General features: G+C 59.0%; 13 protein-coding genes and 4 pseudogenes. 10 read left to right on the forward strand and 7 right to left on the reverse strand.

What is annotated here, in order from left to right; translation table 11 throughout:
* Positions 1 to 1,659 (reverse strand): cytochrome-c oxidase, cbb3-type subunit I, encoded by a 1,659-nt coding sequence (gene ccoN, locus H4I97_RS21870; RefSeq protein WP_182307824.1) that lies wholly within the window; start codon positions 1,657 to 1,659, stop codon positions 1 to 3.
* A 21-nt stretch (positions 1,660 to 1,680) separates the two neighbouring features.
* Positions 1,681 to 2,127, reverse strand: a complete 447-nt coding sequence (locus H4I97_RS21875) for an Rrf2 family transcriptional regulator (protein WP_182307825.1) — start codon at positions 2,125 to 2,127, stop codon at positions 1,681 to 1,683.
* A 235-nt stretch (positions 2,128 to 2,362) separates the two neighbouring features.
* On the opposite strand from H4I97_RS21875, the gene H4I97_RS21880 reads away from it, so the two are divergent.
* The 3 genes from H4I97_RS21880 (at position 2,363) to H4I97_RS21890 (ending at position 4,668) form a co-directional block, all read left to right on the forward strand.
* The gene (locus H4I97_RS21880; RefSeq protein WP_182307826.1) at positions 2,363 to 2,959 is read left to right on the forward strand and encodes a carbonic anhydrase; all 597 of its coding nucleotides are present in this window, start codon (positions 2,363 to 2,365) and stop codon (positions 2,957 to 2,959) included.
* Between the two features lie 301 nt (positions 2,960 to 3,260).
* Positions 3,261 to 3,605, forward strand: coding sequence for a hypothetical protein (locus tag H4I97_RS21885; RefSeq protein ID WP_182307827.1), 345 nt, complete (start codon positions 3,261 to 3,263; stop codon positions 3,603 to 3,605).
* Positions 3,598 to 4,668, forward strand: a complete 1,071-nt coding sequence (locus H4I97_RS21890; protein WP_182307828.1) for a tellurite resistance/C4-dicarboxylate transporter family protein — start codon at positions 3,598 to 3,600, stop codon at positions 4,666 to 4,668. The genes H4I97_RS21885 and H4I97_RS21890 overlap by 8 nt, the downstream gene beginning before the upstream one ends.
* A gap of 38 nt (positions 4,669 to 4,706) precedes the next feature.
* Here the strand turns inward: H4I97_RS21890 and H4I97_RS21895 are convergent, their stop codons facing one another.
* Complete coding sequence (locus H4I97_RS21895) at positions 4,707 to 5,546, reverse strand: LysR family transcriptional regulator (protein ID WP_182307829.1); 840 nt, start codon at positions 5,544 to 5,546, stop codon at positions 4,707 to 4,709.
* A 115-nt stretch (positions 5,547 to 5,661) separates the two neighbouring features.
* Here H4I97_RS21895 and metB point away from each other — a divergent pair, with 115 nt between their 5' ends.
* The gene (gene metB / locus H4I97_RS21900; RefSeq protein ID WP_182307830.1) at positions 5,662 to 6,828 is read left to right on the forward strand and encodes a cystathionine gamma-synthase; all 1,167 of its coding nucleotides are present in this window, start codon (positions 5,662 to 5,664) and stop codon (positions 6,826 to 6,828) included.
* Between the two features lie 163 nt (positions 6,829 to 6,991).
* Positions 6,992 to 7,141, forward strand: coding sequence for a hypothetical protein (locus tag H4I97_RS21905; RefSeq protein ID WP_162699120.1), 150 nt, complete (start codon positions 6,992 to 6,994; stop codon positions 7,139 to 7,141).
* A 261-nt stretch (positions 7,142 to 7,402) separates the two neighbouring features.
* Here the strand turns inward: H4I97_RS21905 and H4I97_RS21910 are convergent, their stop codons facing one another.
* The 4 genes and pseudogenes from H4I97_RS21910 to H4I97_RS21925 form a co-directional block, all read right to left on the reverse strand.
* Entirely contained in the window at positions 7,403 to 8,476 is a 1,074-nt protein-coding gene (locus tag H4I97_RS21910) for an ABC transporter substrate-binding protein (protein ID WP_182307831.1), read from the reverse strand.
* Between the two features lie 33 nt (positions 8,477 to 8,509).
* Complete coding sequence (locus H4I97_RS21915) at positions 8,510 to 9,376, reverse strand: ABC transporter permease (RefSeq protein WP_378144380.1); 867 nt, start codon at positions 9,374 to 9,376, stop codon at positions 8,510 to 8,512.
* Positions 9,366 to 10,211 (reverse strand): ABC transporter permease, encoded by an 846-nt coding sequence (locus H4I97_RS21920; RefSeq protein ID WP_378144383.1) that lies wholly within the window; start codon positions 10,209 to 10,211, stop codon positions 9,366 to 9,368. The genes H4I97_RS21915 and H4I97_RS21920 overlap by 11 nt, the downstream gene beginning before the upstream one ends.
* Before the next feature lie 50 nt (positions 10,212 to 10,261).
* Positions 10,262 to 11,379 (reverse strand): annotated as a pseudogene (locus H4I97_RS21925) (ABC transporter ATP-binding protein).
* A 274-nt stretch (positions 11,380 to 11,653) separates the two neighbouring features.
* Between H4I97_RS21925 and H4I97_RS21930 the strand changes: the two are divergent.
* The 5 genes and pseudogenes from H4I97_RS21930 to H4I97_RS21950 all read left to right on the forward strand — a co-directional run.
* Positions 11,654 to 12,351: pseudogene (locus tag H4I97_RS21930) on the forward strand (GntR family transcriptional regulator).
* 103 nt (positions 12,352 to 12,454) lie between these two features.
* The gene (locus H4I97_RS21935; protein ID WP_182307833.1) at positions 12,455 to 13,813 is read left to right on the forward strand and encodes an aspartate aminotransferase family protein; all 1,359 of its coding nucleotides are present in this window, start codon (positions 12,455 to 12,457) and stop codon (positions 13,811 to 13,813) included.
* Positions 13,813 to 14,607 (forward strand): annotated as a pseudogene (locus tag H4I97_RS21940) (thiamine pyrophosphate-binding protein); the annotation flags it as partial. The gene H4I97_RS21935 and the pseudogene H4I97_RS21940, both read left to right, overlap by 1 nt.
* 60 nt (positions 14,608 to 14,667) lie before the next feature.
* Positions 14,668 to 15,755, forward strand: a protein-coding gene (locus tag H4I97_RS21945; RefSeq protein ID WP_182305024.1) for an IS3 family transposase whose coding sequence is annotated in 2 segments (ribosomal slippage) — positions 14,668 to 14,929 and positions 14,929 to 15,755 — 1,089 coding nt in all. Because the reading frame shifts where the segments join, the coding sequence is not laid out codon by codon here.
* Between the two features lie 16 nt (positions 15,756 to 15,771).
* Positions 15,772 to 16,725, forward strand: a pseudogene (locus tag H4I97_RS21950) (thiamine pyrophosphate-dependent enzyme); the annotation flags it as partial.
* Positions 16,726 to 16,738: the final 13 nt, after the last annotated feature.

Genomic DNA, 16,738 nt, shown 5'->3' on the forward strand with positions numbered 1-16,738 from the left:
TTATTCTCCTGCCTGCGTGACGCCTGTCGCGGCATAGAGCGGCACGTCGCCGTCAGCCTCCGCCTTGCGGCGGCTTTGAGCCATCCGGATCGTCATCCCGACGTTGAAAGCGCAGATGACAGCGCCGGTCAGGAACAGGAGACCCCCGAAAGCGCGGGCGATATAGTAAGGGTGCATGGCAACCAGACTGTCGATGAAGGAATAGGCGAGCGTGCCGCTGTCGTTATAGGTTCGCCACATCAGGCCTTGAACGATGCCCGAGTTCCACATCGCGAAGACGTAGATGATGGTGCCGGCAAGCGCGAGCCAGAAATGGACCTCGATTAGCTTCGGCGAGTACATGCGGTCCTGCTTCCACATCCACGGCACCAGAGCGTAGATCGATCCGAAAGTGATCATCGCGACCCAGCCGAGAGCTCCGGCATGGACGTGGCCGACGGTCCAGTCGGTATAGTGTGAGAGCGAGTTGACGGCGCGAATTGCCATGAACGAGCCCTCGAAGGTGGAGAGGCCGTAGAACACTGCGGCAACCATCATGAACCGTAGCGTCGCGTCGTCTCGAACCTTGTGCCAAGCGCCGTTGAGTGTGGCAAGCGCATTGCCGGCGGATGCCCATGATGGCACCAGCAATACGATCGAGAAGGTCATGCCGAGCGTCTGCACCCATTGTGGCAAGGCCGTGTAATGCAGGTGGTGCGCGCCGGCCCACATGTACATGAAGGTGATGCCCCAAAAGCTGATGATGGAGAGCCGATAGGAAAATATCGGCCGCTCCGCCCGCTTGGGCATGTAGTAATACATCATGCCGAGGAAGCCTGCCGTCAGGAAGAATGCAACGGCGTTGTGCCCATACCACCATTGCGTCATCGCATCCTGCACACCGGCAAACAGCGAGTAGCTCTTGGCATGGCCGAGGGAAACGGGGACCGCAAGATTGTTGACGATGTGTAGGACCGCAACGACGAGGATGAACGCCATGTAGTACCAGTTCGCCACGTAGATATGCGGCTCCTTGCGGCGCTGCAGCGTGCGAATGTAAATAAGGAAGTATACGACCCATACGACGACCAGCCAGATATCCGCATACCACTCAGGTTCGGCGTACTCCTTGGATTGCGTAAGGCCCATCAGATAGCCAGTCGCGGCGACGACGCAGAAAAGGTTGTATCCGATCAGGACGAACCAAGGGCTGAACTGATCCGGCAGTCTCGCGCGACAGGTCCGCTGCAGGACGTGAAACGAGGTGGCGATCAGTGCATTCCCGCCGAATCCGAAGATGACGCCTGACGTATGTACCGGGCGCAGCCGTCCGAAGCTCGCCCAGGCCGAGTCCACAAAGGTCAGTTCCGGCCATGCAAGCAGGGCTGCGACCCATACGCCGACGAACATGCCGACGACGGCCCATGCGAGAGCCAGTATGATCCCGATCCGCGTCGGGTCGTCATAATATTCCGAAAGTCGGCTCAACGGCGGCTCAGGCGCAAAGATCACCGACAGCACTGCAGATCCGAGGGCCAGGCTGAATGCGAGGACGACGTAGCCGTGCACCGCAAGTGGATCTCCGCGGCCAGCCACAGCCATCGCCAGCCCGATCAGGGCGAGCGCACCGAGCACGACGAGGGCCAAACGACGTTCCGTACCGGTCAGTGCCGTTACCATGAATTTTCTTCCTTTCGTGGATCAGGCGATCGCAGGATCAATGCCGAGCAGCGGGCCAAGGGCGGATTTGTTGCGCACGAGATCGGCGAGCGTGTATTTGTCGAGGACCGCTAGGAAGGCGGACAGCGCCTCATGCAGCATGCCTTTGAGCCGACAGGCCGGCGAAATGGCGCAAGGTCTGCCGCAGGTTTGCATGCATTCGGCCAACGAGAACTCTTCCTCGGTTGCCCGAACGAGCGCGCCGATTCCGATTTCCTCCGGCTGTCTCAACAACCGCAGTCCCCCCGTCCGGCCGCGCGTCGTTTCCAGGAGGCCGAGGTCACGCAGCGTCTGTGCCACCTTGATAAGATGATTGCGCGATAGCTCGTAGGCGCACGCGACATCCGTGACGGTGCATGTGCGATCCGGCCGGGTCGCAATATAGATCAGCATGCGCAAGGCGTAGTCGGTGTGGAGGGTCATTCGCATGGAGCGTTTCCCAAAAAGGCGTGGCCGATCGTCAATGTAAAATAGGTATTCTGAATACCACTTTTATCGCCGAAGTTTCGATCATGGAAGTGCAATAACGTCGCAGGGGCAGTCGCCATCCTCGCTTGACGCTTCACGGAGCCGTCCTCGGGGTCCGATAACAAAGGAATGCGGATTTGACAGATGTCAGTTGGAAAGAGATACGTCCGGTGTCATCCACAAGCGGAGCGTCGTCATGATCGAAGACCTTTTCACCCGCAACAGAGCATGGTCTGCCGAGCGCAAGGCAGAGAGGGCGGACTATTTCGAGCGCCTGTCGAAACTGCAGGCGCCGGAGTATCTGTGGATCGGCTGCTCCGACAGTCGTGTACCGGCCAATGTGATCGCCGGCCTCGAACCGGGAGAGGTGTTCGTCCACCGCAATATCGCCAACCTGATCCACCCCGCCGACCTGAACATGCTGTCGGTCGTTGAATTTGCCGTCAATCAGCTCGGCGTGAAGCACATCATCATCTGCGGGCACTACGGTTGCGGCGGCATTCGGGCGGCGGTGAGCGGAGAGCGCTTCGGCCTGATCGATCATTGGCTGCAGCCGATTCGCGACGTGGCCGACATTCGCTTTGAATGTCGCGAATGCTGGAGCGAGGAGGACCTCGACCGGCTGTGCGAAGTCTCCGTCGCCGCGCAGGTCGAACGTCTTGCCCGGACGCCGACGATCCAGGAGGCCTGGCAAGCAGGAAAGGACGTTTCCATCCATGGCTGGATCTACGGATTGCAGGACGGCTTGCTGTCCAATCTCGACTGCACGGTGAGGGGAGGCTCTAGGTCCTGAGCTTACCGTTCGGCAGGGGCGGTTGCGGGAATGTACGACGGGGTTCCCAACGCGGCGTCTGTCGACCTTGCTTGGTGTAGCCAGGCTTCCGACGAAAGCCGATTCCCGCTCGACGCGCGATCGAGACAGACCACGCAGGTGTCGTTGTGCGGCCAACGCGGGATGCTGAGACGGAGGTTCGGTCCGCGATCGCGCATTTTTTTGCCGCGATTGTTGTCGCGCGTGAGAGTATGCTGACCAAAAGAATCGGTCGGCTTCCTGCGTTTCAGGCTGCGAAATGACGAGAGTGGGATCCTGTGTCTTGTGGTATCTTGGGCGGTTCTTCGCGCCAGAGCTTCGGGCCTGGCGAGGCAACTTGCCTCTTGCTGCCGTCTTCTGGGGCTACGGTGTCTTCGTGAGTGGCGAGCTTGCGGCCTTGTATGCTCTTGCCGTCTATCTGCAGCAGCCGCTGGTCCAGCAGATGCTCATCGTCGTCTTTGGGGTTTACACGCCGTGGATCCTGATCGTGATCTGGCGTTCAGCGGACAATGCCGCAGCGTTCTGGGGGACAATGGCCAGGTGGCTGACCATGGCGTGGGCTCTCAATACCCTTTTTGTCCTCCTGTTTTTGCAGATTGATCTGCTGGTGCAATATGGACATGGATAGGCAAGGTACGAAGGAGGCTGCCGCGAGCGTCGCTCCGCACCCGATCCTAGATGCGGCGGCCACGCTGTTTCCCGGTTATTTTGCATTGGTCATGGCGACAGGTGTGGTCTCCATTGCCTGCGAGCTCCTGGGGATGCGTGGCCTTGCGCTAATGCTCGTCGCGGTAAACTGGATTGCCTATCCAGTGCTCTGGGTCCTGACGTTCGTTAGAGCGTTGCGATTTCGCGACCTGCTCTTCCGCGACATTTCGGATCACCAGAGGGCGCCCGGTTTCTTCACGATCGTGGCAAGCACCTGCGTTCTCGGAACGCAGAACATGATCGTCCTCGGCGCGGCAGGTATCGCCTCGGTGCTGTGGTGGTTCGGGCTGCTTTTGTGGTTCGTGGTCATGTACACGTTCTTCACGGCCGTTACCGTACGGCGGGGCAAGCCGACGCTCGCGCGTGGCATCAACGGCGCCTGGCTGATTGCCGCAGTCTCCACCCAGTCCGTGGTGGTATTGCGGGGCGTGATTGACGTCGCAGAGGCGCCAGCGGAATTGGTCCAGTTCCAGGTGCTTGCCATGTTCCTGATCGGTTGCATGCTCTATCTCGCGATCATTCCGCTCATCTTCTATCGTCTCACCTTCATATCGCTCAGTCGCGAGGACTTCAGTCCGCCCTATTGGATCAACATGGGAGCTGTGGCGATCACGGCTCTGGCCGGTTCCATTTTGGTCCTTCGCGGCGAAACATGGCCGATGATCACGCCGCTCCTGCCATTCCTGAGAGGCTTTACCTTTTTCTTCTGGGCGGTCGCGAGCTGGTGGATCCCGTTCCTTTTTGCACTTATGGCCTGGCGCTATGTCTGGATGAAGGACCGGTTCACGTACGAACCTGCGGTGTGGGGAATGGTCTTCCCGATGGGCATGTACTGCACCAGCACATACCAGTTCGGTCGCGCCATGGGCTACGGGTTCCTCGACCCGGTTCCGAAGGTACTTGTCTTCGTTGCGCTTTCTGCCTGGCTCCTCGGCATGGCCGGACTGTTGCGGCGTATCGCGAGGTCGCTCGTCCGAACATAGCTTCGGGGACTTTGCGGGAATTGTGGGAGTCTGGCGGCTCACACCCGCGCTGCGGCTGCCACGCGCAGACCCTCGCGAAGAAGCGGCAGCATCGCCGGGTCGGTTCGTTCCGACGAAACCAGGTAAGCAGGGTAGGAAAAAGCTGGACTGTTGGTGACGATTTCGAGCCGTCCCTCGGCAAGTTGCGGCCGGACAAACCCCTCTCGGAAGTAACCGGCGCCCCCGACCGCGAGAATATAGTCGAGCGCCAATGGTCCGTAATCGATGGTGACTGCCGGATTCGCGAGCTCGGGAAACGCCGCCCGGACGTTTGTGGCAAACTCCTCACCCCAGTCTATGCCGACCATCTCGACCTCCTCCCGGGGCGACGCCGTCCGCACGAGCACGAGCCGTTCCTCGAAGAGCAGCTCGGCTACAAGACCCGGCCTGCGTGGAGCACCATAGAGCACGGCCGCGTCTACAGCGCCCTCTCGCACCAGCTCTAGCAGTCGTTCGCCGGTCTCAATTCTCGTGCGCAAAGCGATATCGGGGCATTCGCGCCGCATCCAGACCAGCCATTGCGACAGAAGCGGGTTCCAGAGGCTGAGTTCGGCACCGAGCGATATCGACGCTGCCCGGCCGGGCGGGAGCGCGACGGTGCTTCGTGCCGTCTCCCAGGTCTGTACGAGGCCGGCGGCAAAACGGAGAAACCGGTCGCCGGCGGGTGTCAGCCGCGCACCGGCCTTGTTTCGCACGAATACCGCTCGTCCCAAATGCTCTTCCAGCACGCGGATGCGCGCGCTCACCGCCGTCTGCGAAATATGAAGTGTTTCTGCCGCGCCCACGAAGCTGCCGGTTTTAACGACCTCCAGGAAGGTGCGGGCGACGCCGATGTCCATGGAAGACTTCCCTCCAGATAACCGCAAGATAGTTGCGGACATATAACAATAGAATTCATTTGTCAGCGATGTGGCTCCCAGCCATTTTCCAGCAGAAGCTTGAGGAGTGATACCCATGTGCGACAAGACGGCGCCAGGAGTTCAACCAGAAACGGTCGCCGCGGCGCATGGCGTGGCAAGTGATGCGGCCTTTGGAGCAGTGGCACCGCCGCTCTATCTGTCTAGCACCTACGAATTTGCGGGCTACGACGAACCCCGGGCGTACGACTATGGCCGCGTCGGCAATCCCACGAGAGACCTTCTGGCAGAGGCAATTGCCAAGCTCGAGGAAGGAGCCGGGGCAGTTTTGACGCCAAGCGGCATGGCCGCAATCGACCTGATCGTCGGGCGCCTGCCGGCCGGAAGCCTGGTGCTGGCGCCCTTCGATTGCTACGGTGGCACGATGCGTCTCCTGAAGGCGCGGGCGGAACTCAGGCAGATCCGTCTAGAACTGGTCGATCAGTCGAATCTCGAACTGTTCGAAACGCATCTCGCGGCGCGCGCCGCTTTGGTTCTCGTCGAAAGCCCGAGCAATCCATTGATGCGTGTGGTCGACATCGCGGCGCTCTCGGCCCGCGCGCGCGCCGTCGACGCCCGTGTTGTGGTCGACAACACGTTTCTTTCGCCGGCCCTTCAAAAGCCGCTGTCGCTCGGTGCCGACTACGTGCTGCATTCGACGACAAAGTTCCTGAACGGTCACTCCGACGTGATTGCCGGCGCCGTCATCGCCGCTGATGCTGATGAGCACCGGGCGCTGAAACACTGGGCCAACGTCACGGGAGCGATAGCGGCTCCGTTCGATTCCTGGCTGACGTTGCGGGGGCTCAGGACCCTGTTCGTCCGGATGGAGAGGCAGGAAAAGAACGCGATGGCGATCGCCGAGTTGCTCGCGGCGCACCCGGCCGTTGTCCGTGTCCACTATCCAGGGCTCGCCGGCCATCCGGACCACGCCCTGGCGGCGAGGCAGCAGAAGGGCTTCGGCGCCATGATGAGCTTCGAGCTCGCCGGCGGAGTGTCGGCCGTGCAGCGCTTCGTCCGGTCGGTGCGCACTTTCACTCTGGCCGAATCCCTGGGCGGCGTCGAAAGTCTGGTGGCGCACCCCGCGACGATGACCCATCTCGACATGGGAGCCGAGGCGCGTGCAAGGGCAGGTATCGGCGATGGTCTGCTGAGGTTGTCGGTCGGGCTCGAACACATCGACGACCTGCGGGCCGGATTGCAAGCCGGCCTGTCGGACTGCTGAGGCGTAGATTCATCGATCTTCCACACACCGCCGTGGCTGGTGCATTCCAGCCCCGGGTCCACCGGGCAGGAAAATCAGTCGGATGCAAAGCGCTTTCTGACCGGCTTCGCCTTTCCTCAGTCGCAAAAGTGGTATATGAAATGCCACAATAACGGAGGTAATGATGGACAGGAACGAAGTGCGCAGGCCAGTGGTCTTCTCCAGCGAGCATGTGAGCGGAAGAGACGTCGATGGTCGTAGCTTGATGCCGATGCTGATCATCGGCCTTGTTCTGATCGCGATCGGCTATGCCGCGATCATGATTTTCGTGTAGGCGCTAGGTAAAGACTCCGCCGTCCTTCACTCCGGCGGAAGTGCGCCTCTGTGAGCAGGTGAGCCGAGCTCTGCGGGCGAGAGTGATTTTCCGCTCGCGCCCGGCATCAAGGCCCAGTGAGTAAAGGCGGGAGCGGTTCGGTCTGCAGTTGGTGTCCGGCTGCGAACGGTTTTGCCGGCCCGCCTAGGACGACCGCGGTGGACCAGCGCCGCGGCCCTTCAGCCTAGCGGGAACATCAGCCGAAGCCAGGCCGGCAATCCATCAGCGAATCCACTCGTTCCAGCGCTGCAGCATCATCGCAGCATTCTCGTTGATCCACTCAGCATCTGGAACAATGACGTAGTCCCGCACTTCCTCGCCATGGGGCATCGTTTGGCGAGCCTCGTCGGACATCAACGCAATCGCGTCACGGCTCGGCGGTGTACACGAGAGAATCTCGCACGCCTCGGCCTGCGCTTTCGGCGAGTTGAGCCAGAAGGCCATCAATCTCAGCGCGTTCTCGCGGTTTGGCGCATTCTTGAGGAGCGCTATTCTATCTCCCACAAGGAAAGAGGCCTTGTAGGACCAGGCGATCGGAAGGCCTTCGTTTCGCATTGCCTTTGCTCGCGTTAACCAGATCTGTCCGAGCGCGTACTCACCATTGCGGAATCCTTGAACACTCTGATCACCTGTTTTCCACCAAAGGGAAACGGCCGGTCTGATTTGATCGAGCTTGGCAAGTGCGCGGTCGACGTCCAGAGGAAAGAGCTTGTCGCGCGTAACACCGTCGGCGAGAAGTGCGGCAGCCATCACGCGCCAAGGATCGTCGAAATTGGGGAAAGCTCGCTCGCCCGGAAATTTCTTCGTGTCCCACATGTCTGCCCAAGTCGCGGGCACCGCTTCTCCAGGAAGATCCGTTCGGTAAGCCATCAGGGTTGCCGTCGACTGGAGAAGTACGCCGCCGGCGGAACATGCTTCGGCGCCGAGATCTTTCCGATCCGCGAACTGGCGGCAGAACTCCGTCAAATCTTCTGTGGCCTCACGATGTGTCTTCGATGCGGCCTGTATCTCGCCATCAAGGTACAGGTCCCAGGTAACGTTCCCGGTTTTCGCCATTGCGGCGGCCTTGGAACGCATTTCCGAATTGGTCGCGACTACCGTGACGACCTCGATTCCGGTTGCCTTTGTAAAGGGGGCAAACCAGGCTTCTTTCAATGCGCGGTCATAGGCACCGCCGGTGGAGGCGATAACGACCCGTTCGCCGGCAGAAACTGGTGAAGAAATCACGGCGAGGGACAAAATGCCAACTGCGATGGGATTGAGTACCTTTGCAGCGCTTGGAAGGTGAGCGGTCATGAAGATGTTCCTTTCTCAATTTGGAGGTCGCGGTTACGCGCTCGGCTTTCGGACATTCAGAACGTGGGCCGCGCCCATCAGTAAGAGGGATGTCGCAACGAGAATCGTCGATGCTGCGGCGATGATCGGAGTCAGGTTGAAATCGATGTCCTCGAACATTTTGCGCCCGATCGATTTTCCTCCCGTGTCAGATATGAAGAACGCCACGGTCGCCTCATCGAAGGAGGCGAGGAAGGCAAATACAGCTGCTGCCGCGACTCCTGGCGCGATGTTTGGCAGAATAACCAGGAAGAACGCCTGTAGCCTGTTCGCCCCGCAATTCAACGCTGCCAATTCGAGTGCTGGATCGAACTTCTGGAGCGACGCAGTAACCGTGATGATCACGTAGGGAACAGCAAGCACTGTATGCGCGACAAGAAAGCCTAATAGACTTCCAGTGAGTTGTAGTGGCGAGAACGAGAGATAGAGCGCAACGCCGAGGATGATGTGAGGCACGATCATCGGCCCAAGCGCGAGGGTCTGCAGGAATGACCTGAACGGCAGATTTCCACGTACAATTGCAAGTGCTGCCATTGTACCAACGACCGTTGCTGTCGCAGTCGTCGCGAGGGCGATTTTCAGACTGAACCATGTTGCCGCCATCCAATCGGCGTCGCCGAAGTACGCGCCGTACCATTTGAGGGTCAGGCCTCGTGGCGGAAACTGGATGTAGTCCGTTTCGCTGATCGACATGGGGATGACGATCAACGTCGGCAGCAGCAGGAAAATGAGGATACAGCCAACAAGGGCGCCTGTGGCAATAGTGCCCAAAGCTCTCGAGTACGTGCGAAAGGCCGGGCTGGCAATGACTCTTCGGGGCAGCGGAAAGTGAGCCTTGTCGTGTGCTTGGTCAATGGACACTGTTCAATCCCTTGCTGAATGATAGCGTCCGGCGGAACAGCAGGACGGAGATGACGGTAACCGCGAGGAGAAGCGTCGAAAGTGCAGCTGCAAAGGGCCAATCGAGGAGCACAGTTGTCTGCTGGCCTATGAGCGTCGCCATCAGCATGGAACTTGGGCCACCCACCAGCGCCGGAGTGATGTAAAATCCGAGCGCGAGGACGAAACACATCACAGAGCCGGCAAAGACGCCCGGCAGACTCAGTGGGACGGTAACCTCAAGAAAGGCCCTTGTCGGACCCGCCCCGAGATTGCGAGCTGCACGCAGGTAGTCGGGAGACATTCCGCGAAGTCCGGAATAGATCGGGAGGATCATGAAGGGTAACAACACGTGGGTCATCGCGACCACGACGGCGCCCTGCGTGTAGATCAGCTTGAGCGGGTCGTCCACGATCCCCGATTTGACCAGCAATCCATTGATCAGGCCATGGCGTTGGAGCAGAACGACCCAAGCATACGAGCGGATCAGGATGGAGGTCCACAGCGGGATGAAAACACAGGCGGCGGTCACCATGGCCAAGCCCTTGCTGAGCTTCGCCATGAGGTAGGCAACGGGAAAGCCTAACGCGAGACACGCCATGGTTACGACGGCGGCGACCTCTACCGTGCTGAGGAGGACGCTCAGGTGTAGTGGCTCGGTAAAGATCCGCCGATAGTGGTTGAGGGTTCCGCCTGAAAAGCTCAGCGCTATTAGTCGCGCAACCGGGTACACGAACCCTGCTAGAAGAGCGAGCATGAGCGGCGTGGCGAGCCAAATTGATGTGGCCTGCGAATAGAAGCGGGCAGATGATGTCATTCGCCGAGCGGTCCGATGCTTACGCCGCGCAGACGTTGGTGCAGAGCTCGTCATGCCGCGCACCTCTCCGCCAGCGGGAAGACATGCACGGCCGTATCGTCGAGGATGACGTCCACCTCGTCCCCCCGTGGAATGAGGCGAAGCTGTCGGCGGCCATCTGTACCTGTAGCGTCGTCCCTGGCCGGTCGACCAGGCGAACGAGGTAAATATAAGTCGAGCCGACGAAGATTGCCGCCTCCACAATACCGGGCAGGGCGGTAGGCCCCCCTTGAGCGCGCTTTGAGAGACGCACGCGTTCTGGGCGGATCGCGAGGCGCACCGGCGCGCCTGCCATGCATTCTTCAAGATGGCCACTCGACGTTTGACGCAGGGCGATGACGGTTCGCTCGGATAGACGGATGACTGCCTGCGCCTCCGTGCAGTTAAGGCAATCGCCGTCAACAAAATTCATCCGCCCAATAAAATCTGCGACGAACTGTGAGTTCGGATGCCGATAAAGATCGCTCGGTGAGCCGAGCTGCATCAAGCGACCATCGGACATGATAGCGACGCGATCTGACATAGTCAGTGCTTCGTCCTGATCATGCGTTACGTAGACGACTGTGGCTCCGAGGTGCTCTTGTATGCGCTTGATTTCGAACTGCATCGCCTCGCGCAGTTTCTTGTCGAGTGCGCCGAGCGGTTCGTCCATCAATAGTACGGGTGGCTCGAATGCTAGTGCGCGAGCAACAGCGACGCGCTGTTGTTGACCACCAGACAGCTGATTGGGGTAGCGGTCGGCGTAACTTGCGAGCTGCACAAGCTCGAGCATTTCTTCCACGCGTCGGCCGATGGCGGCGCTATCCATCCGGCGCCTCATTCGAAGCGGGAATGCGATGTTCTGCCTGATCGTCAGATGCGGAAAGAGAGCATACTTCTGAAATACCATCCCAATGTTTCGATGATTGGGTACGAGAGACGTCACATCACTGCCCCCAATGAGTATCCTGCCGGCGCTTGGAACTTCGAAGCCGGCGATCATAGTCAAGGCCGTCGTCTTTCCCGAGCCCGACGGCCCCAGAAGCGAGACGAATTCGCCAGCAGAGATCTCGAGTGAAAGATCGCGAACAGCGGATATCTCGCCATATCGCTTTTGAAGTCCTGCAAGAGTCAAACATTGGCCGATCAATTCTGTATCCCTTTCAGCTGCTTCTGTTCCGCATCCGCGTATTGCGATCCGTATTGAATCGCAGAGAAATCCCTTCCTCGGACCGTGACGGGCCGCGGCGATGTACTTCCTATTGGGGCAGTGTCGTCACGTCGGCCGCTTCAGGTGGCCTGCATGACGGCGTGTGTGAAAGATGCTAGTGGTCTTTTGATGTGACAAAAACTTCGCAATTCCTTCATAGTTGAATTTTGTTGCATCAAAAAAATGCAATGTCAACCGATCTTGGGGATGAAGAATGGCCGATCAAGCGAACGAAGCCGCAGATATCGAGAGAGTATCGGAAAGGCTGGGGGATGCTGCGTACCGGGAATTGAAGGAGCGCATCGTGCGGGGCGTCTATCGGCCGGGCCACAAATTGACTGTGCGTGCTGTCGCCCAGGACCTTGATCTCAGCACAACGCCTGCGCGTGACGCAATCAACCGATTGGCGAGCGAGGGTGCTCTCGTCTACTCGGGCCGAAGACCGTCGTCGTGCCGATTCTGGATGCGGCAGCGCTGCGAGAAATCACGCTTACTCGCCTGGCGCTTGAGGGGTTGGCGTCAGAGCAGGCGGCTCAATTCGGGACGCAAGACGCTATCGAAAAACTCAGGTCATTGCAGCTACTTATCAACAATGCGCTCAACGAAGGGCACTACGCAGAAGCGTTATGGCACAACAAGGAATTTCACTTCACGATTTATCGTCTTTCAGGGCTTCCTCATCTCGTCACAATGATTGAGAGTCTGTGGTTGAGGATTGGGCCATCCCTCCACAATCTCTACCCAGAGTTTGCCGAAGAAAAATACGGAGTTCGTAATCACGAGCTTGCTATTGAGGCGCTGGGAGAGTGTGATGGGCCAAGTCTCCGTGCGGCCATGGAGAATGATATCCGCGACGGATATCGGCGCCTCAGGCGCGCCTCTGAAGAGAGGGCTGCCGCTTCCCTCAGATAAGATTTTTGTTGCGTGGGCTTGACGAGGCATAATTTTGTTGCAACAAAAATGTGAAGCTCGTGCAAAGCGGGCGACCGATTTCTCGTTCTAGGAAGCAGGGATTATGCTCACGCAAGCGCCACGAGAACTGCGGGAGACGTCTGTCCGCAGTAATTCCTTCCGTCTGTTCAGCCGTGCCAAGTCGGTGTTCCCCGATGGAACCACGCGCGTAACAGTCGAGAGGGATCCATTCCCAGTCTACGTCCAAAGGGGAGAGGGAGCATATCTTGTCGACGTCGATGGGAACCGCTTCCTCGACCTCAACAACAACTTCACCACTCTCATTCATGGGCATGGTTATGCGCCGGTGTCCGAGGCGGTCGTCGGTTTGCTGAATTCGGGGACCTGCTTCGCCAACCCGACGGAACACGAAATTGCATTAGCGGAGCTGCTAACGAGCCGCATTCCTGCAATGGAACGCGTCCGTTTCGTCAATAGCGGAACGGAAGCTGTCATGTTTGCGATCAAGGCGGCGCGCGCGTTCACGGGCCGGCCTGGGGTCGCTCGGATCGAGGGAGCGTACCATGGCGCCTACGACTGGGCGGAGGTCGGGCAGAGCGTTTCGCCCGGTAGAGGTGGGTGGGAGAGCCCTCCCCGCGCGAGGCCTGTTTATCGAGGTACGCCGCAGAGCGTCCTGGATGATGTGCATCTTCTGCGATTTAACGACGTAGATGGGCTCGAACGGCTGTTGGCTGCACAGCACCAACATATCGCATGTGTGCTAATCGACCCGATGCCGAGCCGCGCCGGACTGATAGCTCCGAATCCCGGTTTTGTTGCCGCGCTGTCGGAGGTTGCATCCAGATATGGCATCCTGATCATCGCAGACGAAGTGCTCAATCTTCGACAGGGCTACGCTGGGGCTTCAGCTCGGTACGGGTTGAGGCCGGATCTGATCACTGCCGGCAAAATAATAGGTGGCGGCTTCCCGATCGGCGCCATCGGTGGAAGAGAGGAGGTGATGCGCGTCTTTGGGACTGAAGACGCGAAACCTTTGTTACCGCAGGGCGGGACATTTTCAGCCAATCCGCTTTCCATGGCCGCCGGCCGCGTCGCTATGGAGGCTATGACGCCGGAAGCGTTCGACCGCCTCGAGAGAATGGGAGACAGAGTTCGCCTCGGTCTCAGAGAGACAATTGCGAGAAGGGGCGCCCCATTCTCCATAACAGGTGCCGCATCGCTCTTTCGTATACATCCGACACCGATCGCACCGACAGAATATCGGGACGCATATCTGGACGTCGCGGGGATGGCGGTCATGCGACGAATGACCCACCAGTTCGCCCAATCAGGCATCTTGCTACCCTACGGTGCCGCTGCTTGCCTGTCGACGGCAATGGGCGATGGCGACATCGAAAGCGTTCTCAGTGCATTTGAGGATTTTCTCTGTGCAGAAACTCAATCCGGAAAGGGATGTGCGTAATGGCCCAGCAAACGTCAACCGAAACGGTCGCTCAGCGAATCGCGGCGACACTTCGACGCCATGATGTCGAAGTCATTTTCGCACAAAGCCTTCCGTCGGCAGTGATACTAGCTGCGGAAGCAAACGGTATTCGCCAGATCGCGTATCGTCAGGAAAATATGGGCGGCGCCATGGCCGACGGATACGCCCGCATGTCCGGCAAAGTCGGCGTCGTAGCGGCACAAAATGGCCCTGCAGCAACCTTGTTGGTACCCCCGCTTGCAGAAGCTCTCAAGGCCAGCATACCGATCATCGCCCTGGTGCAGGACGTCGAGCGCGATCAAACCGACAAGAACGCGTTTCAGGACTTCGATCAGATTTCCCTGTTCCAAGCGTGCACCAAATGGGTGCGTCGTGTGACAGTTGCCGAACGCATCGACGATTACCTTGATGCTGCGTTCACGGCCGCAACGTCAGGGCGTGCAGGGCCGGTCGCCCTTCTCCTTCCGGCCGATCTCTTAAGAGCTCAGTTGAAAGCGCCGGCAGTCGTACGCTCAAGGAATCTCGGCCATTGGCCGCTAGATCGTACCCGTCCTTCCGAAGCTGATGTGGCAAACGTCGCCTCGCTGCTCGCATCCGCAAACTCGCCAGTCGTGATTGCAGGCGGAGGTATTCATTGCGGTGGCGCGGCGCATGAGCTCGCGGCGCTTCAGCAGGAGGCATGTTTGCCGGTTTTCACTACCAACATGGGAAAGGGAGCCGTCGACGAACACCATCCGCTTTCCGCTGGCGTATTGGGGTCGCTTGGTAATCCTCCCGTGAATAAAGGGCTTTAAAAGTAGAATTTTCTCGGCAAGATGCTCGAGGAGATTTCGATGAAGAAGAGCCGATTTAGCGAAGCCCAGATCATGGCCGTGTTGCGCCAGGCGGAAGGTGGAATGCCGGTGCCTGACCTTTGCAGGGAGCATGGCATCAGCACCGCCAGTTTTTACAAATGGCGTGCGAAGTATGGCGGCATGGACGCCTCGATGATGAGCCAGATGAAGGCTCTTGAGGAAGAGAACCGACGATTGAAACGGATGTATGCGGACTTGAGCATGCAGGCCGATCTGCTGAAGGAGGCTCTCGGAAAAAAATAACGCGGCCATCTCAGCGCCGGGAGCTGGCCGAGAAAGCAGTGGCGCAAGGCGGTGTGAGCATAGCGCTGGCATGCAGGACGTTTGGCGTCAGCGAGACCTGTTATCGGTATAGCCCTCAGCGCAATGCCGACAACGAACGGATCGCCGATCTGTTGCTTGGGCTTGTGAAGGTGAAGAAGACGTGGGGTTTCGGCCTGTGCTACCTTCACCTGCGCAATGTCCAGGGACATCGCTGGAACCATAAGCGTGTCTACCGCATCTACCGGGAGCTTGAACTGAACCTCAGGATCAAGCCTCGTCGGCGGTTGAAGCGGGAGAAGCCGGATGAACTGGCGGTGCCGGATGCGCCGAATATGGTCTGGTCGATGGACTTCATGGCGGACCGCCTGGCAGACGGCCGCCAGTTCAGGCTCTTGAATGTGCTGGATGACTTCAACCGTGAAGGTCTGGGCATCGAGGTCGACTTCTCGCTACCCGCCGAACGGGTCGTGCGCAGTCTCAACCAGATCATCGAATGGCGGGGAAAGCCGCTGTCGATCAGGGTTGATAACGGCCCGGAATATGTCAGTTCGACGCTCATCGAATGGGCAGAAACACAGGGAATCGCATTGAATTACATCCAGCCCGGCAAGCCGCAGCAGAACGCCTATGTCGAGCGCTACAATCGAACGGTCCGGCACGAATGGCTTGATCTGTATATTTTTGACAGCATAACGGAGGTGCAAGAGATCGCCACAGAGTGGCTTTGGACATATAACCACGAACGGCCCAACATGGGCATTGGCGGCATCACACCCGCTCAGAAACTGAAAATGGCCGCGTGAATTCTACCGCTGAACCCCGTTAAAACGGGGAGGATTACCGCTTGTCGGACCACGTTCACTCGGACGCCACTCCTCCGCCTTGCTTGAATGTGCCGACCTGATCCTTCTGGTTGGTACGCGGACAAATCAAAACGGCACTGACAACTGGAGCCAGATCCCCGCTGGGGCGACCGTCGTGCACATTGATGTCGATCCGGGAGAGATCGGGCGCAATTATGAATCCGTTCGCCTCGTTGGCGACGCTCGGGAAACGCTGGCGGCATTGCGAGCCGCCCTTACTAATGTGGCCCTCACAAAAAGGCATGCGGCACGTCCACGTCTGCAGGAGTGTATAGCGTCATACTGGCAGCGTTTCGACCTTGACCGCCACCATCTCGTGACATCTCGCGACCGTCCCGTACGCCCCGAGCGCCTCATGTCCGAGCTTCAAGCCCTCCTGACCGATGATGTGGTCGTCGTCGCCGATGCGAGCTATTCGTCAATGTGGGTCTTGGGCCAGTTGAGAGCAACTGCCGTTGGCGCACGCTTCATAGCTCCGCGCGGGCTTGCCGGTCTTGGTTGGGGCGTACCCCTCGCAATAGGCGCCAAGACGGCCCGTCCGGAGAAAGCCGTTGTTGCGATTGTCGGCGATGGCGGCTTCGCCCACAGTTGGGCCGAACTCGAGACGATGATGCGCATGAATGTGCCCATTACTATTATTGTTCTCAACAACGGTATTCTTGGCTTCCAACGGGATGCGGAAACCGTAAAGTTCGGGAAATACACATCCGCATGCCTATTTGCGGAAGTCGACCATGTGAAACTCGCGGAAGCATGTGGATGTCCGGCCGTTCGAGTGCAGGATCCAAGTGAGATCGCTGAGCACCTGCAGCGAGGGATCCAACGAGGACCACTGCTTATCGAGGTGATTACGGATCCGGAGGCGCATCCACCGCTCTCCCTGTTTGCTAGAATGGACGAAGCGGCGTGAGAACTCGTGACGC

This window comes from Ciceribacter thiooxidans (genome assembly GCF_014126615.1).
Taxonomy (GTDB): Bacteria; Pseudomonadota; Alphaproteobacteria; order Rhizobiales; family Rhizobiaceae; genus Allorhizobium; species Allorhizobium thiooxidans.